General features: G+C 72.7%; 15 protein-coding genes. 11 read left to right on the forward strand and 4 right to left on the reverse strand.

What is annotated here, in order from left to right; translation table 11 throughout:
* Positions 1-3: 3 nt before the first annotated feature.
* The 4 genes from ABZ565_RS12005 to ABZ565_RS12020 form a co-directional block, all read right to left on the reverse strand.
* Entirely contained in the window at positions 4-930 is a 927-nt protein-coding gene (locus ABZ565_RS12005; RefSeq protein WP_361023952.1) for a class I SAM-dependent methyltransferase, read from the reverse strand.
* Between the two features lie 80 nt (positions 931-1,010).
* On the reverse strand, positions 1,011-3,494 hold the full coding sequence (locus ABZ565_RS12010; RefSeq protein WP_361023955.1) for a YfhO family protein: 2,484 nt from the start codon (positions 3,492-3,494) through the stop codon (positions 1,011-1,013).
* Positions 3,495-3,497: 3 nt separating this feature from the next.
* Positions 3,498-4,889 carry a polysialyltransferase family glycosyltransferase gene (locus ABZ565_RS12015; protein ID WP_361023958.1) on the reverse strand — a complete coding sequence of 464 codons (1,392 nt, stop codon included), beginning with the start codon at positions 4,887-4,889 and terminating at the stop codon, positions 3,498-3,500.
* On the reverse strand, positions 4,889-5,866 hold the full coding sequence (locus ABZ565_RS12020) for a glycosyltransferase family 2 protein (RefSeq protein WP_361023961.1): 978 nt from the start codon (positions 5,864-5,866) through the stop codon (positions 4,889-4,891). The genes ABZ565_RS12015 and ABZ565_RS12020 overlap by 1 nt, the downstream gene beginning before the upstream one ends.
* Before the next feature lie 209 nt (positions 5,867-6,075).
* Here ABZ565_RS12020 and ABZ565_RS12025 point away from each other — a divergent pair, with 209 nt between their 5' ends.
* The 11 genes from ABZ565_RS12025 to ABZ565_RS12075 all read left to right on the forward strand — a co-directional run bounded on the left by ABZ565_RS12025 (position 6,076) and on the right by ABZ565_RS12075 (position 19,023).
* Complete coding sequence (locus ABZ565_RS12025) at positions 6,076-7,425, forward strand: DUF6716 putative glycosyltransferase (protein ID WP_361023964.1); 1,350 nt, start codon at positions 6,076-6,078, stop codon at positions 7,423-7,425.
* Positions 7,426-7,457: 32 nt separating this feature from the next.
* Positions 7,458-8,678: an acylneuraminate cytidylyltransferase gene (locus ABZ565_RS12030; RefSeq protein ID WP_361023967.1), complete on the forward strand. Its 1,221-nt coding sequence runs from the start codon at positions 7,458-7,460 to the stop codon at positions 8,676-8,678.
* Positions 8,679-8,689: 11 nt separating this feature from the next.
* Positions 8,690-9,625, forward strand: a complete 936-nt coding sequence (locus ABZ565_RS12035; RefSeq protein WP_361023970.1) for an N-acetylneuraminate synthase family protein — start codon at positions 8,690-8,692, stop codon at positions 9,623-9,625.
* Positions 9,626-9,636: 11 nt separating this feature from the next.
* On the forward strand, positions 9,637-10,695 hold the full coding sequence (locus ABZ565_RS12040; protein WP_361023973.1) for a hypothetical protein: 1,059 nt from the start codon (positions 9,637-9,639) through the stop codon (positions 10,693-10,695).
* A 455-nt stretch (positions 10,696-11,150) separates the two neighbouring features.
* Entirely contained in the window at positions 11,151-11,759 is a 609-nt protein-coding gene (locus tag ABZ565_RS12045) for a hypothetical protein (protein WP_361023976.1), read from the forward strand.
* A 157-nt stretch (positions 11,760-11,916) separates the two neighbouring features.
* The gene (locus tag ABZ565_RS12050; protein WP_361024107.1) at positions 11,917-13,146 is read left to right on the forward strand and encodes an amidohydrolase; all 1,230 of its coding nucleotides are present in this window, start codon (positions 11,917-11,919) and stop codon (positions 13,144-13,146) included.
* A 138-nt stretch (positions 13,147-13,284) separates the two neighbouring features.
* Positions 13,285-14,325, forward strand: coding sequence for a BMP family ABC transporter substrate-binding protein (locus ABZ565_RS12055; RefSeq protein WP_361023979.1), 1,041 nt, complete (start codon positions 13,285-13,287; stop codon positions 14,323-14,325).
* Positions 14,326-14,634: 309 nt separating this feature from the next.
* Entirely contained in the window at positions 14,635-16,224 is a 1,590-nt protein-coding gene (locus tag ABZ565_RS12060; protein WP_361023982.1) for an ABC transporter ATP-binding protein, read from the forward strand.
* On the forward strand, positions 16,221-17,336 hold the full coding sequence (locus tag ABZ565_RS12065) for an ABC transporter permease (RefSeq protein ID WP_164403058.1): 1,116 nt from the start codon (positions 16,221-16,223) through the stop codon (positions 17,334-17,336). The genes ABZ565_RS12060 and ABZ565_RS12065 overlap by 4 nt, the downstream gene beginning before the upstream one ends.
* A complete protein-coding gene (locus ABZ565_RS12070) occupies positions 17,333-18,622 on the forward strand; it encodes an ABC transporter permease (protein WP_361023987.1) in 1,290 nt (429 codons plus the stop codon). The genes ABZ565_RS12065 and ABZ565_RS12070 overlap by 4 nt, the downstream gene beginning before the upstream one ends.
* Positions 18,619-19,023 (forward strand): cytidine deaminase, encoded by a 405-nt coding sequence (locus ABZ565_RS12075; protein WP_073964308.1) that lies wholly within the window; start codon positions 18,619-18,621, stop codon positions 19,021-19,023. Before ABZ565_RS12070 ends, ABZ565_RS12075 begins: the two co-directional genes overlap by 4 nt.
* Positions 19,024-19,039 lie beyond the last annotated feature (16 nt).

Consider the following 19,039-nt stretch of genomic DNA (forward strand, 5'->3'; position numbering starts at 1 on the left):
GGCTCACTCCGCCCGCAGGTACGCCGACGTCGACACGCGCCCCAGCAGCCGCAGCCGCGAGCCGCCGTCCGCCAGATGCTTGTCCAGGGCCTCCTGGACGCCCGGCCACGCCGCGTCCCCGTAGTCGTCGAGCACCACGACCCCGCCGGGGGCCACGATCTCCTCGGCCCATTCCAGGTCGGCGGCCACCCCCGCCATGGAGTGGTCGCCGTCCACCACGATCACCCCGTACGTCCGGTCGCCCGCCTCCGCCCGCACCTCCGGCGCGCTGGAGAAGCCCTGGACGATCCGGGGGTGGTGCGTCGTGCCGCCCCCGGTCAGCGCCAGGTTGGCCCGCACCACGTCCTCGCGCACGGGGGTGCCCGTGGGGTCGGCGGGCTGCGAGGTGCCCGGCTGGAGCTGGGAACCGGCCAGCGGGTCGACGATCGTCAGCTCCGGCTCGGCCCCCGCCCGGTGCGTCATCCGGGTCAGCGCGGCGGCGAACAGCCCGTACAGCGTGCCGATCTCCAGGATGCGCCCGTTCGGCGGGGCCAGCAGCGGTACGGTCGCCAGCTTGCCGCACACGTTGGACGTCGAGCCCGCGAGGCGGCCCACGCCCAGTGCCTCCAGCGCGACCACCGTGCGGTAGGCGGACACCACGCTCCGCCGCGCCGCCGCCCCGTTCCCGGCCAGCGCCCCCACCTCGCGGACCAGCAGGTCGATCTCATGGGGCGGGGGCATCCGGTGCGCGCCGCGCCCGGTCCCGTCGAGCAGCAGCTCCAGGGCGTGGCGGCCCCGCCGCTCCTCCTCGTACTCCCGCCGCAGGGTGGCGAGTTCGCCGCGCAACGGCTCGGCGGCGCGCTCCACGCGCTGCTGGATGCGGCGGTCGACCAGAGCGGCGGCGGGGCGCAGGGCGCGCCGTGCCAGGCGGTTGTTCAGAAGGGAGACCATGGCTGGGAACGTACGCGCGGGCGCCGGACCGCTCCCACCACGCGCAGATGAAGTCTCGGTGTCGTCGCGGGTGCGCGGGTTTACGGCGCCCTCCTGCGCCGCCGCCCGATCACCCCCACCGCCACCAGCCCCAGCAGCGCGCCCGCCCCCGCGAGGCTCCCCGCCTTCAGCCCCGGCGGCCGGTACGAGCAGTCGAGGACCGGCCGGTCGCCGCTCACCGGGGCCGCGACCAGCCCGAGGTACGAGTCGGCCGGGCGGCCCCCGCAGCTCCAGCCGGCGATCCGGGGCGCGGCGAGGACCGCCAGACCCCGGGTCCCCGCCGGGAGTTCGGCGTGTACACCGCTCCCGGTGACCGTCACCCGCGTGGCCCCCGTCCGCTTCAGCCCGTCCACCGCGTCGGCCAGCCGGTCCCGGTCCAGGCAGCCCACGGCCTCGTGCGGCACGGTCCCGGGCCGGGCCACCCGCAACGCCACGTCGAGCGCGCCGCCCCCGTCGCCCAGCTTCCGCAGCTCGGCCCGGCGCCCGGGCAACTCTCCACGAAAATCGGCCTCTTCGCCCGGACCCAGCCGGGCACGGCCGAACAGGTCCGGCGCCCACAGATACACCTCGCTGCCCGCCGGGCACGCCGCACGGAGGGTGTACGTGCCGGGCCGCACCGCGTAGTCGTGGGCGCCCGCGTCCGGCGCGTCGGTCCCGTCCGCCGCGCGCAGGGAGGTCGCCGGCACGGTGTAGACGGAGGCGCCGAGCAGCTTCTCCTGGTTGCGGAAGGGTGAACGCCCGTAGCGTTCCTGTCTGTTGTCGGCCCGGACCGTCACCAGCGGCGGTACCTCCGCCCGCGTCACCGTGACCGGGCGGGTGTCCGGGCGGTTCCAGCCCTGGTGCGGGTCGCGTGGCATGTGCACCCGGGCGCCCACGGAGAACACCGCGTCCGTCACCGGGCTGTCCGGGTCGTGCAGAGCCCGGCCGTTGGACGTCCACCCGGCGCCCAGGGCGAGGAAGGTGCGGGTCAGCACGTCCGGGGTGTGGCTGCTGTAGTACGCCCCGCCCTGGCCGCCGACCAGCAGCGGATCGTTCGCCGTGCTCTGCTCCAGGCCCGGGTCGGTCCGGTAGCGCGGCCAGCCGTCCGCCTCGGCGACCGCCGCGGCCTGAAGGCGCTGGCGCTCACCCCAGGGGGCGTAGTCGTCCAGCCCGCCCAGCCGCTGCCGGTCGGCGTAAGCGGTCGTCGCGGCGGCCTGCCCGGCCTGCGCCCCGACCAGCAGCAGCGCCGCCAGCACGGCGTACCGGCCGCGCCGGGCCAGCACCAGGGCGCCCGCCACGGCCACCAGCCCCGCCGCGAACAGCGGGTAGGTCCACGCGGTGACCAGGGCGCTGGACGCGGCCCCGGCGGCGATCAGCGCGAGCACCCCGGCCCCGCCGAGCAGCGCCCGCCGGTCCGGCCAGGCGGAGGCGACCGACAGCCAGGCGGCGATCACCAGGAGCCCGGACAGCACGAACGTCTGGCGGTACGGGCTGCCGTTGGGCGTCGCGAAGGCGTGCCACAGCAGATGCGTCGGCCCCCACTGCAACGACAGCGCCACCCCCGCCACGAGCCCCGCCCACACCAGGCGTTCGGTGCGCGGGACGGCCCGGTGGAAGGCCAGGGCGCCCGCCAGGAGCAGGGAGCCGGTGCCCAGGAACACCGCAGGCGTGAAGAAGCTGTACGTGGCCGGCAGCAACCGGGCCGCGACATCGGGCCAGGCGGCCGGGGCGAACGCGCGCGTCCAGCCCGGGTAGGCGTGCCGCGTCCCGAGGAACACCGGCACCAGGACGGGCGCGGCGAGCCCGACCCCGAGCAGGACCGTGCGCACCGCCCGCCCCAGCCCCCGTACCCGCTCCCGGCGCGTCCCGTCCTCCAGCAGCAGCCGCACCACCAGCACCAGCGCCGCACCGAGCGTCGCCATGTACGCGGTGTAGAAGTTCGACACCCAGGCGAGCGTCACCAGCAGCGTGCCCAGGACCGGCCGACGGCCCGTGCGGGCCCACTCGGCGGCCAGGCACAGCAGCGGGAACGCGATCAGCCCGTCCAGCCACATCGGGTTGTACACGGCCTCGATCACCGACCACCCGCACAGCGCGTACGAGGCCCCGAGCACCACGGCCGCCCACTCCCGGCCCCGCCCCCGCCGCAACGCGGTCAGCAGCCAGGTCATCGCGGCCGCCGCCGCCCCGGTCTTGACCAGCGTCACCGCGTACACGGCCAGGTCGATGCGGTCCCGGGGGAAGACCCCGACGAGCAGGGCGAACGGGCTGCTCAGATACGTACCGAAGTCGGGCAGGAAGCCCGTGCCGAAGCCGGACTGCCAGTTCAGCAGCAGACCGCCGTCGGCGCGGCCGTGCAGCAGGTCCCAGAGGCGGGCGTGGAACGGGACGAACTGGTTGCCCAGGTCGTTGACGCTGCGGGTGTGCGGGCCGAAGGGGTAGCCGCGGGCCACCGCGTCCCCGGCGCAGACGGTGAGGGCGGCGAGCACGGCGGCCAGGGCGGCGGCACGGCCGCGCGGCGACCGGAGTATCGGGAGTTTCCTCATGGCTCAGCCGGCCGCAGCCCTCTTCAGCGTGCGGGCCCGGCGCGCGATGCGGCGGACCGTCGCGTTGCGCGGGATGAACGTGAGCTGCGCGGGGATGGCCCCGGGCAGCCCGAGCGCGGTGAGCCGCCGCCGCTTGAAGTACCGCCGCACGCTGTCCCGGTGGCCGCTCAGATAGCGCTCGGCGGCCGGGCGCAGGGGGGCCTGGAGCTGCGGCTGCATCGCGTAGCCGACCGCGCCGACCAGCCCGGCGGCGTCGCGCGCGATCTCGTCGGGCGAGGGCATCGACCAGCCGGTCACCGTTCCCGGGTCCTCCAGGTCGGGGAGCAGCGCGTCCACGATGGTCACGGGGATGCGGTTGCTGTTCTGGTACGGGCTGAGCTGTTGCAGCAGCGGGCCTGTGCCCAGGCGGGCGACCGGCAGTCCGTAGAACGAGGCGGCCGTCAGCAGCGCGGTGGAGAAGCAGCCGACGACGAGGGCGGGGCGCATCGACTCGAACAGCGTCTCGGCCAGGACCGGGCTGTCCGCCACGGTGAGCGTGGCGCCGAGCCGTACCGCCTCCTCCTCCAGGGCGCGCGTCCAGTGCGCGGGCGCGCTGGGGTGCGGTTTGAAGACGATACGGGTGTGGCCGAGGGCGACCGCGCCGCGCACCATCCCCGCGTGCAGCTCCTCCTCCTGGCGGGGCGTCAGGATGCCCAGCGTGGAGAGGTACTGGCCGAGCAGGAGGGCAGGCGCCGGTCCGTCTCCGGGGACGACGGGAGCGGCGACCGGATCGGCCAGCTCGCCCAGCACCTTGAGGAACGCGTCGGTCGGGACGACCTCCGGCTCCACCCCGAACTCCGTGAGCAGCAGCGGCTTCAGGCCCGGCACCAGGTCCAGGTGGAGGAGCCGGCGGATGCGGGTGCCGACCAACTGGTCGAGCCGGCTGCGGGTCGGTCCGTAGCTCATCAGCCCGTCCGCGTACACGTGCAGCGGGCTGTCCCCGAAGACCGTCGCCAGGGCCTGCGCCGGGTTGGCCTGGATGGACTCGCAGGCGAGCTCGACCGGCCCGTCGCCGAGGTCCCAGGCCGCGCGCACGGCCCGCTCCCACAGCGGGGCGTCCTGTTCCCGGGGCGACCAGCCGCCCGGGTGGAAGGGGCTGATGAAGTCGTTCCAGGACCGCACCGCGTCGAACTCGGCAGCCAGCGCCCCGAATCCGGGGCGGTGGTGCAGCGGGGTACCCAGCTCCGGGGCGGGCGAGGTGTCGCTCACGACGAGGACGCGCCGGTGCTCGGAGCGCGGCCCGAACATGCCGGAGCGCAGGGCCGCGACGAGCGTGGCGGCGGCGTACTGCGTGCACGCCGAGAAGATCTGGATGGTGGACCGGCCGGCCGGCGCGGTGTCCGTGCTGCCGGGCATCAGGCCGCGACCTCCCGCGATACGGAGCGGCGGCGCACCCGGCGCAGCCGGTCCGCACGGCGCTCACCCAGCGAATTCAGCGTTTCCGCGAGAATGTCCTGGGGCATGCGCCGCAGCGAAGCCGCACTCATCGAGCGCAATTTCCTGGCCACTGCTGGTTCGAACCTTTCGATGGATTCCAAATGGTGCGCCATGACCGCGCAGTACGTACGCACGGCCTTCGGCATCAGCCGGTCCGCCTCCGGATCCCGGGCCGTTTCCTCCAGCACCTGGTCGAACGCGCGGATGAAGTCCAGCTGGCGCACATCGCCGATCTGGGTCAGCGAGGAGGCGACCCCGCGCCGGTAGAAGATCCCGGGCAGCCCGACCGCCGCGAACGACTCCGCCTCCCGGTGCAGCCGCCAGATCCACGGCCGGTCCTCCGCCGTGCGCAGCCCGTCCCGGAACCGCAGCAGCCCCGAATCCGCGAGCCTGCGGTGATAGGCCCCGGCCCAGGCGTACGCGTAGTCCACGGGCGTCGACCGGTCGGCCGGCAGGATCACCTCGCGCGGGCTGACCACGGTGTTCCGCAGCCCGAACGGGACGCGGTGGACCGTACGCACCCGGTCGGTGAACTGCACATGGTCCGTACGGACGAAGTCGCAGCCCAGGGCCGTGATCGCGGCGAGCAGCCGCTCGTAGTGCCCGGGCGCGGCCCAGTCGTCGCCGTCCAGGAACGTGAGGTATGCGCCGCGCGCCGCGTCGATTCCCGTGTTGCGCGCGGTGGCCAGGCCCCCGTTCCGCTCGTGCGGGACCAGGACGGCGCCCGGGAGCTCGCGCTCGGCGCGCCGGAGGATGTCCAGCGTCCCGTCGGTCGAACAGTCGTCGACGAGAATGAATTCGACACCGTCGCGGGCATTGGCCCGCAGACTTCTCAGGGTGTCGGGGGCGTAGGCCCGAACGTTGTAGAACGGCACGATGACGGAGAGCTTGACCACGCGGACCACGCTAGGCGCCGGTCCGGCATTTACCCTTGCCCCGACGGGTACACCAGGTGAACGAAGAATGTCGGGACAATGAACCGGCCCGTTTCCCCGCCCCGGAACGCCTTTTCCATCAGCTGATTCTCCCGGTGTCGGCGGGCTGTTAACCCGCTGTTGCCGTCACGTTGGGCCGCCAATCCGAATGCCTTCCTAAATTCGGAGACGTGCCACGACGTACCGAAAAGACGACCGCCCTCAGGGCCGCCGTGATCGCCGACTCCGACACCCGGTGGAAATGGGGCGCGCTCACCGCGCACCGCCTCACCGCCTCCGTGTCCGGGGTGCCCGCCCAGCGGGTGGAGATCAGCGGGCTGCTGCTGCGCGGCCGGGCGACCCCGACCCCCCGCCAGCTCGCCGAGGTCGGCGACGTGGGGATCCCCGCCGACCGGGTGCGCGAGGTCACCGCCGTCGAATTCCTGCACGCCGTACGGGACGAGGGGTACGACATCGTCGTCCTCGCCCTCGTCGGCGGCGCGGTCCAGGCCATGCTGCACGGCATCGCCGCGCTCCGGCTGCCCACGAGGCCCGTCCTCGTCACCGGCTACGTCGGCGTCGTCTACGAGAAGCTCACCGACGGGCTCCTGCTGCGCCACGGCGCGGACGTCGTCCTCGCCAACTCCCGCCACGACGCGCAGCGTTTCCGTGCGGTGTACGAAGGAGTGGGCGCCGACGCCTCGGCCGTCACCGAGGCCGCCCTCCCGTTCCTCGGCGGCGACTCGTACCGCCCCGAACCGGGCCGCGACACCCTGGTGTTCGCCGCCCAGCCCTCCGTACCGGAGAACCGCGCCGACCGGACGTACCTGCTGCGGCGCCTCGTCGAGCACGCCCGGCTGCACCCCGGCCGCGAGGTCCTGCTGAAGCTGCGTTCCAAGCCCGGCGAGCACACCACGCACATCGAGGAGCACCCGTACCAGCGGCTCGCCGAGCGGCTGCCCGACGGCCTCCCGCCCAACTTCCGGCTGGTGTACGGGCACATGGGCGAGGTCCTGGACCGTACCGACCTCCTCGTCACCGTCTCGTCCACGGCCGCCCTGGAAGCCCTGCACCGCCGCATCCCCACCGCCGTCCTGACCGACCTCGGGGTGCGCGAAGCCCTCGGCAACCACCACTTCACCGGCTCCGGGCTGCTCACCTCCTTCGACCACCTCGACGGCGGCGGGCGCCCGGAACCCGACGCGGACTGGCTGGCCGGCCAGGGCGTCGCCGCCGACGGCAGCTACCCCACGGCGTACGACACCGCCCGGGCCAGGGTCACCGCCCTGCTGGCCCGGGGCCGCCTTCCCGACCCGGCGCCCTACTACACGCCCGCCACCGCCCCCGGCTACCTCCCGGGCATCCTCGCCCGCCACCACCTGGCCCCCGACGGCCACCCGCTGCCCGGCGCCGCCGCGCCCCGCGAGGCCGGCCGGGTCAGGACGGCGGTGCGCGAGGCGGTCCGGGACGCGGCCCGGGGCGCGTACCGGCACGGCGTCCAGCGCGTCGCCCCGGTCGTCCGGCGGATGGGGGAGCTGTGAACACCACCGACACCACACTCACCGGAGCACCGATGAACCGACCCACCGTGCTCGCCGTCATCCCCGCGCGCGGCGGCTCCAAGGGCGTCCCCGCCAAGAACCTCGCCCGGGTCGGCGGCGTCCCGCTCGTCGCCCGCGCCGTCAACGCCTGCCTGGCCTCCGGCGAGGTCACCGACGTCGTGGTGACGACCGACGCCCCCGCCGTGGCCGAGGCGGCCCGCGCGGCGGCCGAAGCCCTCGGCGAGAGCGGCCGGCTGCACTGCGTACAGCGCCCCGAGGAGATCGCCGGCGACACCGCGACCAGCGAGGCCGCCGTCCTGCACGCCCTCGACGCCTACGAGGCGCTCCGGGGACGTACCGCCGACGTCGTCCTGCTCGTCCAGTGCACCAGCCCCTTCGTCACCCGCGAGGACATCGACGGGGTCGCCGCCGCCGTCGCCCGCGAGGGCGCCGACACCGCCGTCACCGTCGCCCCGTTCCACGGCTTCCTGTGGCGCGACGGCACCGCGGTCGAGGACCACAACTACGGCGTCAACCACGACAAGCGGGTCCGCCCGCGCCGCCAGGACCGCCCCGAGGACCTCCTGGAGACGGGCGCCGCCTACGCGATGGACGCCGCCGGCTTCCGCGCCCACCACCACCGCTTCTTCGGCCACACCGCCCTGGTCCGCACCGACCCGGCCCGCGTCCTGGAGATCGACGACCCGCACGACCTGGCCCGCGCCCGCGCGCTCGCCCCGCTCCTGGCCCCGGCCCCGCTGCCGACCCTGGACGACATCGACGCCGTGGTCCTCGACTTCGACGGCACCCAGACCGACGACCGGGTCCTCGTCGACGCCGACGGCCGCGAGACCGTCGCCGTGCACCGGGGCGACGGGCTCGGCATCGCCGCCCTCCGCAAGGCGGGCGTACCGCTGCTGATCCTGTCCACCGAACAGAACCCCGTCGTCGCCGCCCGCGCCCACAAGCTGCGCGTGCCCGTCCTGCACGGCGTCGACCGCAAGGACCTCGCGCTCAAGCAGTGGTGCGACGAGCAGTCCCTCGCACCCGAACGCGTCATGTACGTCGGCAACGACGTCAACGACCTCCCCTGCTTCGCGCTCGCCGGCTGGCCCGTGGCCGTCGCGAGCGCCCACGACTCGGTGCGCGCAGCGGCGCGCGCCGTGACGACCACCCCGGGCGGCTCCGGCGCCATCCGCGAGATCGCGGCCTGGCTCCTGGGCCCCACCCTCACCGCAGCCCCCACCGAGTAAGGAACACCCTCATGAGCACCTCCCGCCTGCGCACCCTCGGCAACCGCACCGCCGGACCCGGCAACCCCGTCTACATCACCGGCGAGATCGGCATCAACCACAACGGCGACCTCGACAACGCCCTCGCGCTCATCGACGTGGCCGCCGAAGCCGGCTGCGACGCCGTCAAGTTCCAGAAGCGCACCCCGGAGATCTGCACCCCGCGCGACCAGTGGGACATCGAGCGCGACACCCCCTGGGGCCGCATGACGTACATCGACTACCGCCACCGCGTCGAGTTCGGCGAGGACGAGTACCGGGCGATCTCCGAGCACTGCGCCGAGCGCGGCATCGACTGGTTCGCCTCCCCGTGGGACACCGAGGCCGTCGCCTTCCTGGAGAAGTTCGACGTCCCCGCCCACAAGGTGGCCTCCGCCTCGCTCACCGACGACGAGCTGCTGCGCACCCTGCGCGCCACCGGCCGCACGGTGATCCTCTCCACCGGCATGTCGACCCCGCGCCAGATCCGGCACGCCGTCGAGGTGCTGGGCTCCGACAACATCCTGCTCTGCCACGCCACCTCCACGTACCCGGCGAAGGCCGAGGAGCTGAACCTGCGGGTCATCCACACCCTCCAGCAGGAGTACCCGAACGTCCCGATCGGCTACAGCGGCCACGAGACGGGCCTGCAGACCACCCTCGCCGCCGTCGCCCTCGGCGCCGCGTTCGTGGAGCGCCACATCACCCTGGACCGTGCCATGTGGGGCTCCGACCAGGCCGCGTCCGTCGAGCCGCAGGGCCTGACCCGGCTCGTCCGCGACATCCGCACCATCGAGGCGTCCCTCGGCGACGGTGTCAAGAAGGTGTACGAGTCCGAGCTCGGCCCGATGAAGAAGCTCCGCCGGGTCCCGGGCGTCGTGGCGGAGAGCGACGCGGCGGCCCCGGCCGCCGAGCCGGTCGCGGTCTGACGGGCCGGCCGGTGAACCTCGCCTTCGTCGAGAGCCCGGTCCAGCTCCTGAACGTCCTGGAGTGGGCCGTCACCGAGGGAGGCGGCGGGCGCGTCCTCACGGACGTCACCGTCGTCGTCCTCCCCCCGGTCGACCCGATGTCGCGCGGCCAGCTGCGCCGGATGGCGGAGCTGGCCCGCGACGAGGGCATGACCGTGCGCTGGCAGGAGGCGCGCGGCGACTCGGGCACCCCACTGAAGTCGCTGCGCGCCCTCACCCGGCTCGTCCGCAACGCCGACCACATCGTCATCGGCGACCCCTTCTCGCGCTACGTGCAGCTGCTGCTCACGCTCGTACGTCCCCGCCGCCTCACCGTGGTGGACGACGGCACCGCCACCATGGAGTTCGTCGCCCAGCTCACCCGGGGCGAGCGCCTGGTGCGCTGGCACCGGCGCGGCGGCCTCAGCCCGCGCGAGCTGGTCCTCGCCCCGGTGACCTCCACCGCGCGGCGCCGGTTCACGCCGTCGGCGGCGCGCGAGGTCGAGCTGTTCACCGCCATGCCCGTGGTCCCGCCGCCGGGCGTCACCCTCATCCCGAACACCTTCTCCTGGACCCGGTCCCGCTTCGGTCCGCCGTCGCTCACCAAGGGCGCGGACCTGGTCGGCACCTCGCTGGTCGAGACCGGGGTGGTGGACCGGGCCCGCTATCTCGAGGCGGTCGCCGCCCTCGCCCGTACGCACGGCGCCACCCGCTATTTCGCGCACCGCCGTGAGAGCACCGAGAAGCTGCACGCACTGGAGGCGGCCACCGGCCTGGAGATCGTCCGGCCCGACCTCCCCCTGGAGCTCATCGCCCGCCGCGGCCCCATCGGCCGTACGGTGCTGAGCTTCCCGTCCACCGTGGTGCACACGCTGCCCCTCGCGCTGGCCGGCACCGAGGTGAAGGTCGCGGTCTGCGACATCGCCCCGGAATGGCTCCACGAAACGGCGTCCCCGCGCGCCCAGGGCTTCCTGGCGGGGGTCACCGAGACCGCGCGCGACGTGCAGCGACTGGCGTCGTGGCGGGCTACGGCGGTGACGGGGGAGGCGTGAAGCGGTTTCCGGAAGGCGGAACTACCCGCCGTGCAGGATGCGGCGCGCCACGAGGTCCCGGTCCACATTCCAGTCGCAGGCGGCACACCACGCCACGAACCTGTGGTCCGTCCGGATCTCCACCCCGCACTCCGGGCATGGCTGAACGCTTTCCTCCACCGTGCCGAGCACTGCTGAGCCCCCTCGTCCCACGGCTCCCCCCGGAGACCGCTCATGTGTATGTCGAACGTACATCCGTGTTCGATGGCAGCGACGCGGCGTAAGCCGTGATTCCGTGACGTGTACAGGAAGTCCGCCCCGCGAGGAGCGTGCCGACCGGCCCCGCGGCCGACCGGGCGGTGGCCGTCACGGGCGCCGACCCCGAGCCCGGCCCCAGTGGTGTGCGCACCCTGATCAGGGTCGGCCGAGGGTCATCCCCGATAGCCGGACGGTTGCGCCGAGCCGATGATCGACTCATGCGAACCATGGACATGACGCGACGTCAGAACGTCCTCGACACAAGGGTGTTCCTGCTTGCCCCGGCCCTCATGGCCGGCTACGGGCTGGTGCGGGCGGCCGGGCGGGCCATGGGGGACTACGGGCCCGGTCCGTGGTGGACGGCGGCGCACGTGCTGTTCCTGGCCGGCGTGCTCGCGTTCGTCCCCGTCCTCCTCGGCCTGAGATCGCCGGACGGCGTACGCGGGGGCAGGCGCGCCGGCCTCCGGATGGCCGCCGGGGCCGGGGTGCTGGGGGCGGCCGTGGTGGCGGTCCAGGCGGTGATCGACCTGGCGGTGGGGTTCCTCGCGGCGGACGATCAGTCGATGAGTGACATGTTCGAGAAGGTGCAGGACGTACCCGGGGTGATGCCGGCCGTCTACACGGTGCTGCCGATGCTGTTCTGGCTGGGGCTGCTGGCGCTCGTCACCCTGCTCGCGTTCTTCCGCCGGGGCGCGGTCCCGGGATGGTCCCCGCTGCTGGTGCCGGCCGGGATCGTGATGATGGCCCTCAGCCTGGACCTGCTGGCGCCCGGGGCCCTGTGCATCGGACTGGGGCTCTTCCCGATGCGCCGGGGGCTGACCGGCTGACGATCACCCGGCGGGTGGGGCGAGCGCGGGAGTTTACCCATCCCGCGCGCGTCCCACACGCCGAGACGCGGCCAAACATTCGCCTGTGTGGCTGAAGTTTTCTTGTTTCATGGTCAGTTGAGGAGGGAACAGGCTTACCCTTCAAAAGGTGAGCCAGTTGATCTGTCCCGAGTCCGAAGCCGGTCCCTCCCAGGGCGAGAACCTGCCCGGCGCCCTGCCCGACGCCCTGCGCGCCGAGCTGATCGCCTTCCGCAGGGACCTCCACATGCACCCCGAGCTGGGCAACCAGGAGTTCCGCACCACCGCGGCGATCAAGGCCCGGCTGGAGCAGGCCGGGCTCGCGCCGAAGGTGCTGGCCTCCGGGACCGGGCTCATGTGCGACGTCGGGACACGCGGGGAGGACACGCGGCCGATGCTCGCCCTCCGGGCCGACATCGACGCGCTGCCCATCCCGGACACCAAGAACGGCGTGCCGTACCGCTCCACCGTGCCCGACCGCGCCCACGCCTGCGGGCACGACATCCACACCACCACCGTGCTCGGCGCCGGCCTCGTGCTCGCCGAGCTGGACCGGCAGGGGCTGCTGCCCAACCCGGTGCGGCTGATCTTCCAGCCGGCCGAGGAGGTGCTGCCCGGCGGGGCGCCCGACGCGATCGAGTCCGGGGTCCTGGAAGGCGTCGGCCGGATCATCGGCGTCCACTGCGACCCGAAGGTGGACGTCGGCCGGATCGGGCTCCGGGCCGGCGCGATCACCTCCGCCTGCGACCGCCTCGAACTGTCCCTGGACGGACCCGGCGGCCACACCGCCCGCCCCCACCTGACCACGGACCTGGTCACCGCCGCCGCCAAGGTCGCCACCGAGGTGCCCGCCCTGCTGGCCCGCCGGGTCGACGCGCGGGCCGGGCTCGCCCTGACCTGGGGGCGGCTGGAGACCGGCCACGCCTGCAACGTCATCCCGCAGCACGCGGAGCTCTCCGGCACGGTCCGCTGCCTGGACCTCAAGGCGTGGCGCGAGGCGCCGGACCTGGTGCACGCCGCGATCGACGAGGTCGCCGGGATGCACCGCGCCAAGACGGTGATCAACTACATCCGGGGCGTCCCGCCCGTCGTCAACGAGCCCGCCTCGATCGACCTCCTCGCCGGTGCCATGTCCGCGCGCCGGGGGCCGTACGCCATCGAGGACACCGAGCAGAGCCTCGGCGGCGAGGACTTCTCCTGGTACCTGGAGCACGTCCCGGGGGCCATGGCGCGCCTCGGGGTCCGTACCCCCGGCGACACTCGCGGTCTCGACCTCCACCGGGGCAACTTCGACGCCGACGAGGAAGCGATCACGGTCGGCGTCGAACTCTTCACCGCCTCCGCGTTGCTCCACGTCAACCATCCGTAACCGGACACGTCGCCGCGGGTTCGCGACGATCCGATAACGGCTTCCGTACAGGGCTTTATCTGACATCTACGCGCGTTACGATCGCGGCGAAACCAGCGCCGGAAGAGGCGCTTCGGTCAGGTTTGAAGGAGCCTTCCCTTGCGCCGCGTATCCAAGATCAGCGCCGCGATCGCCGTCACCGCGGCCCTCGCCCTCACCGCCACCGCGTGCGGCGAGTCGTCCGACGAGAGCAGCGGCTCGGACGACGGCAAGATGAAGATCGGCATGGCCTACGACGTCGGCGGCCGTGGCGACAACTCGTTCAACGACTCCGCCGCGCGCGGCCTGGACAAGGCCAAGGCGGAGTTCGGCGCCGAGACGAAGGAGCTCACCGCCAAGACCGGTGAGAGCTCGGCCGACCGCGACCAGCGCCTCCAGTCGCTCGCCGAGGGCGGCTACAACCCGGTCATCGCGATCGGCTTCGCGTACAAGGAGGCGGTCGACAAGATCGCGCCCAAGTACCCGAAGATCACCTTCGGCCTGGTCGACTCGGTCTCCGACGCGAAGAACGTCAACAACATCGTCTTCACCGAGGAGCAGGGCTCGTACCTCGCCGGTGTCGCGGCGGCGCTGAAGTCCAAGGACGACAAGGTCGGCTTCATCGGCGGCGTGGACCTCCCGCTGATCAAGAAGTTCGCGGCCGGCTTCCGCCAGGGCGTCCTGGACACCAAGCCGAAGGCCACGGTGCAGATCCAGTACCTGTCCACCGGCTCGGACCTCTCCGGCTTCGGCAGCCCCGACAAGGGCAAGGCCGCCGCCAAGGGCATGCTCGACAAGGGCATCGACGTCATCTTCGCCGCCGCCGGCGGCTCGGGCGCCGGTTCGATCGAGGCCGTGGCCGGCAAGAAGGGCGCCTGGTCCATCGGCGTCGACTCCGACCAGGCCAAGGACCCGGCCCTGGCGAAGTACAAGGACACGATCCTGACCTCGGTCGTCAAGAACGTCGACGCCGGCGTCTTCGACCTGGTCAAGTCGGTCAAGGACGGCAAGCCGATCACCGGCACCCAGACCTACTCGCTGGCCAAGGGCGGCGTCAGCCTGACCCCCACGGGTGACCACCTCAAGGACATCCAGACCCAGCTCGACGAGGCGAAGAAGAAGATCGTCGACGGCACGATCACGGTCAAGACCACGACCTGATCCACCGTTGATCGGGGCCCAGGCGGACGGCCGGAGCCGCCCGCCTGGGCCCCGATTCACGTACTCCCCGGCGGGACGCGGGCCACCTGTGATCGGGTGGCCAACGATTCGGCGACGCTACGCGCGTAGCGTCGGGACCGGAGCCGGTCGGGCGCGATACGTTTTCCGGCGCGCCCCGTACGCCCTCCCACGCCCCATGAGCCGTACACCGCCCCATCCGCCGTCCACCGCCTTCCCGTCCTCACCGCCCCCGCCCTCCGCTCCTGCCAAGGAGAGTGCGCCATCAACGCGTCCAGCAGTCCCAACGCCGTGGAGCTCCGCGGTATCACCAAGCGGTTCCCCGGGGTCGTGGCCAACCACGACATCGACATCACCGTGCGCCGCGGCACCGTCCACGCCCTCGTCGGCGAGAACGGCGCCGGCAAGTCCACTCTGATGAAGATCCTTTACGGCATGCAGAAGCCGGACGAGGGCACCATCGCGGTGGACGGCGAACAGGCCGTGTTCTCCAACCCGGGCGACGCCATCGACCGCGGCATCGGCATGGTGCACCAGCACTTCATGCTCGCCGACTACCTCACCGTCCTGGAGAACGTGGTCCTGGGCTCCGAGAAGCTCTACGGCATCGGCGACCGGGCCCGCGCCAAGATCCGGGAGATCTCCGACGCCTACGGTCTCGGCGTCCGCCCGGACGCCATGGTCGAGGACCTCGGGGTCGCCGACCGCCAGCGCGTGGAGATCCTCAAGGTCCTCTACCGGGGCGCCCGCACCCTGATCCTCGACGAGCCGACCGCCGTCCTCGTGCCCCAGGAGGTCGACGCCCTCTTCGACAACCTGCGGGAGCTCAAGGCCGAGGGCCTGACCGTCATCTTCATCTCGCACAAGCTGGGCGAGGTCCTGTCGGTCGCCGACGAGATCACGGTCATCCGGCGCGGCACCACCGTGGGCACCGCCGACCCCCGGAACACCACGACCAAGCAGCTCGCCGAACTCATGGTCGGCAGCGAGCTGCCGTCCCCGGAGACCCGCGAGTCCACGGTCACCGACACGCCCATGCTCACCGTGGACGGCCTGCGGCTCACCGCGACGGACCCGGACGGCGCCGTGCGCGCCGTGCTCGACGGCATCACCTTCACCATCCACAAGGGCGAGGTCCTGGGCATCGCCGGCGTGGAGGGCAACGGCCAGTCCGAACTGGTCGACGCGATCATGGGCATGCGCTCCCCGGACGCGGGCACCCTCACGCTGGACGGCGCGGACATCTCCCGTACGCCGACCCGCAAGCGCCGCGAGGGCGGCATGGCCGTCATCCCCGAGGACCGCCACCGGCACGGCCTCCTCCTGGAGGCCCCGCTCTGGGAGAACCGCATCCTCGGCCACGTCACGGAGCGCCCCAACAGCCGGGGCGCCTTCCTCGACATCAAGGCCGCCCGCACCGACACCGAGCGCATCGTGCGCGACTACGACGTCCGCACCCCCGGTATCGACGTCACCGCGGCCTCCCTCTCCGGCGGCAACCAGCAGAAGCTGATCGTCGGCCGCGAGATGAGCCACGCGCCCAAGCTCCTGATCGCCGCGCACCCCACCCGGGGCGTGGACGTCGGCGCCCAGGCCCAGATCTGGGACCAGATCCGCGAGGCGCGGAGCGAGGGCCTGGCGGTCCTGCTGATCTCCGCCGACCTGGACGAGCTGATCGGGCTCTCCGACACCCTGCGCGTCATGTACCGCGGCCGCCTGGTCGCGGACGCCGACCCCGCGGCCATCACCCCCGAGGAGCTGGGCTCGGCGATGACCGGCGCGGCCAGCGGCCACCTGGAAGCGCCGGAGGAGGGCGAGGCGTCCGCCGCGCCCGCCACGGACGACGACACCGACCCCCGCGAAGGGGGAGAGGACCGATGAAGAAGATCGACAAGGAGCGGCTGCTCCTGGGGATCGCGGCCCCCGTACTCGCGATCGTGGTCGCCTTCCTGGTGACGGCACTCGTGCTCGCCGCCACCGGCAAGGAGCCGTTCAACGCCTTCGGCATCATGTTCGACTACGGCCTGAAGTCGGACAGCCAGGTCTACATCCTCAACAAGGCCACGACGTACTACCTCGCGGGTCTCGCGGTGGCCGTCGGCTTCCGGATGAACCTCTTCAACATCGGCGTCGACGGGCAGTACCGCCTCGCCGCCTTCTTCGCCGCCGCGCTCGGCGGCGCGCTGACCCTGCCCGGCGCCCTGCAGATCCCGCTGATCATCCTCACCGCGATGATCGTCGGCGCCATGTGGGCCGGCATCGCCGGTCTGCTCAAGGTCACCCGGGGCGTCAGCGAGGTCGTCTCGACCATCATGCTGAACTCCATCGCGACCGCGGTCATCGGCTACCTGCTCCAGCAGAACCGCCTCGGCCACCTCGACGAGGCCGGCACCAAGATCTCCACCAAGCCGCTCCCGGAGTCCTCGCACTTCTTCGAGTTCCCGACGACGCCGACGCCCGTCTGGGGCTTCATCGTCGTCGCCGTCGCGGCCGGCATCGCGTACTGGTTCACGCTCTCCCGCACCCGCTTCGGCTTCGACCTGCGCACCGTCGGCCAGTCCGGCTCCGCCGCCGAGGCCAGCGGTGTCAACGTCCGCCGCATGGTCATCACCTCGATGCTCATCTCGGGCGCCGTCGCCGGCCTCATCGGCATGCCGACGCTGCTCAACGACAGCCACGAGTTCAGCGGCGACTTCCCCATCGGCATCGGCTTCACCGGCATCGCCATCGCCCTCCTCGGCCGCAACCACCCCGTCGGCATCGCGCTCGGCGCGCTGCTCTGGGGCTTCCTGGAACGCGGCACCGGAAAGCTGGAGTTCGAGGGGTACGACAAGGAGATCGTCGGCGTGATCCAGGGCGTCATCGTCCTGTGCGTCGTCATCGCGTACGAAGTCGTCCGCCGCTACGGACTCAAGCGCCAGCAGAGCAAGGTCGGCGCGGAACTCGCCGCACAGGCCGCCCGTAACTCCGACCAGCAGGAGGTGTCGGCGTGAGCGCCACGGCGACTTCCACCCCGCCCCCGGCGGCCCCCGAGGTCTCCGGCGGCAAGAGCGGGCGTTCCCGCCTCTCCTTCCCCGTCATCCTGCTGATCGTCGCGGGCGTCCTGCTCGCGCTGTCCGCCGTGCGCGCCATCACCGGCGCCCAGGACGTCACCTCGGCGGGCCAGATCAGCGCCGCGCTCGCCATGGCCGTGCCGATCGGCCTCGCCGGTCTCGGCGGTCTGTGGTCCGAACGCGCCGGCGTGGTCAACATCGGCCTCGAAGGCATGATGATCCTCGGCACCTTCTTCGGCGCCTGGGCCGGCTGGCAGACCAGCCCCTGGCTGGGCGTCCTCGCCGGTGTCATCGGCGGCATGCTCGGCGGCCTGCTGCACGCGGTCGCGACCATCACCTTCGGCGTCGACCACATCATCTCCGGCATCGCGATCAACATCCTGGCGCTCGGCTTCACCACCTACTTCGCCAAGCTGTGGTTCAACACCGGCGAGGCGGCGGCCAAGGGCGGCTCCCCGAAGCAGTCCCCGCCGGCCGACGAGATCACCTCGGTGACGATCCCCGGCCTCTCCGACGGACTGCACTCCATCGAGAAGCACCACTGGTTCTTCGTCTCCGACCTGGCCGGCATCCTCGGCGGCCTCGTCACCAACCTGTCGCTGCTGACGATCCTGGCCGTCGTCCTGTTCATCGGGACCTTCTTCGTCCTGTGGAAGACCGCGTTCGGCCTGCGGCTGCGCTCCTGCGGCGAGAACCCGGTCGCCGCCGAATCGCTGGGCGTCAACGTCTACACGTACAAGTACGTCGCGGTGATCGTCTCCGGCGGGCTCGCCGGGCTCGGCGGCGCCTTCCTCTCCCTGGTCACCTCGCACATCTACAACGAGGGCCAGACCGGCGGACGCGGTTACATCGGTCTCGCCGCGATGATCTTCGGCAACTGGCGCCCCGGCGGACTCGCCATGGGTGCGGGCCTGTTCGGCTTCGCCGACGCGCTCCAGCTGCGCAACGGCGGCGAGTCCGTCCACGCGCTGCTCCTGCTGCTGTTCGTGGTGCTCGCCGGCCTCGCCGTGTGGAAGCTCTACCGCAAGAGCTACGTCCAGGGCGTCGTCAGCGCGGTCATCGCGGCCGCCGTCCTGGTCTGGTACCTCGGTACGGACAGCGTGCCCACCGAGTTCGTCAGCGCCACGCCGTACATCGTCACGCTGCTCGTCCTCTCGCTCTCCGCGCAGCGCCTGCGGATGCCGAAGGCGGACGGCATGCGCTACCGCAAGGGCCAGGGCAAGTGACGCCCCCGCCCTTCACCGAGGCCGACTGGGAGGCCCTGCGGGCCGCGGCCCGGGACGCCATGTCCCGGGCGTACGCCCCGTACTCCGGCTACCCGGTCGGCGTCGCCGCCCGCGTGGACGACGGCCGTACGATCACCGGCTGCAACGTCGAGAACGCCTCGTACGGGATCGGGCTGTGCGCCGAGTGCGGCCTGGTCTCCCAGCTGCACGCCACGGGCGGCGGCCGGCTGACCCACTTCACCTGCGTGGACGGGGCCGGCGAGAGCCTGGTCCCGTGCGGCCGGTGCCGTCAGCTGCTGTACGAGTTCGGCGGCCCGGAGCTGATCCTGGAGACCCCGGACGGCTTCCGCACCCTCGACGAGATGCTGCCCCAGGCGTTCGGCCCGTCGCACCTCGGCTGACGCCTTCCGCCGGGTG

Origin of the sequence: Streptomyces sp. NPDC016469 (assembly GCF_040632905.1) — a bacterium.
Classification (GTDB): domain Bacteria; phylum Actinomycetota; class Actinomycetes; order Streptomycetales; family Streptomycetaceae; genus Streptomyces.

Bases quoted from the DNA above. Each gene is read 5' to 3' on its own strand.
- ABZ565_RS12005 (WP_361023952.1), bottom strand. From the start codon at position 930: ATGGTCTCCCTTCTGAACAACCGCCTGGCACGGCGCGCCCTGCGCCCC.
- ABZ565_RS12010 (WP_361023955.1), bottom strand. From the start codon at position 3,494: ATGAGGAAACTCCCGATACTCCGGTCGCCGCGCGGCCGTGCCGCCGCC.
- ABZ565_RS12045 (WP_361023976.1), top strand. From the start codon at position 11,151: ATGCGAACCATGGACATGACGCGACGTCAGAACGTCCTCGACACAAGG.
- ABZ565_RS12035 (WP_361023970.1), top strand. From the start codon at position 8,690: ATGAGCACCTCCCGCCTGCGCACCCTCGGCAACCGCACCGCCGGACCC.
- ABZ565_RS12015 (WP_361023958.1), bottom strand. From the start codon at position 4,889: ATGCCCGGCAGCACGGACACCGCGCCGGCCGGCCGGTCCACCATCCAG.
- ABZ565_RS12030 (WP_361023967.1), top strand. From the start codon at position 7,458: ATGAACCGACCCACCGTGCTCGCCGTCATCCCCGCGCGCGGCGGCTCC.
- ABZ565_RS12065 (WP_164403058.1), top strand. From the start codon at position 16,221: ATGAAGAAGATCGACAAGGAGCGGCTGCTCCTGGGGATCGCGGCCCCC.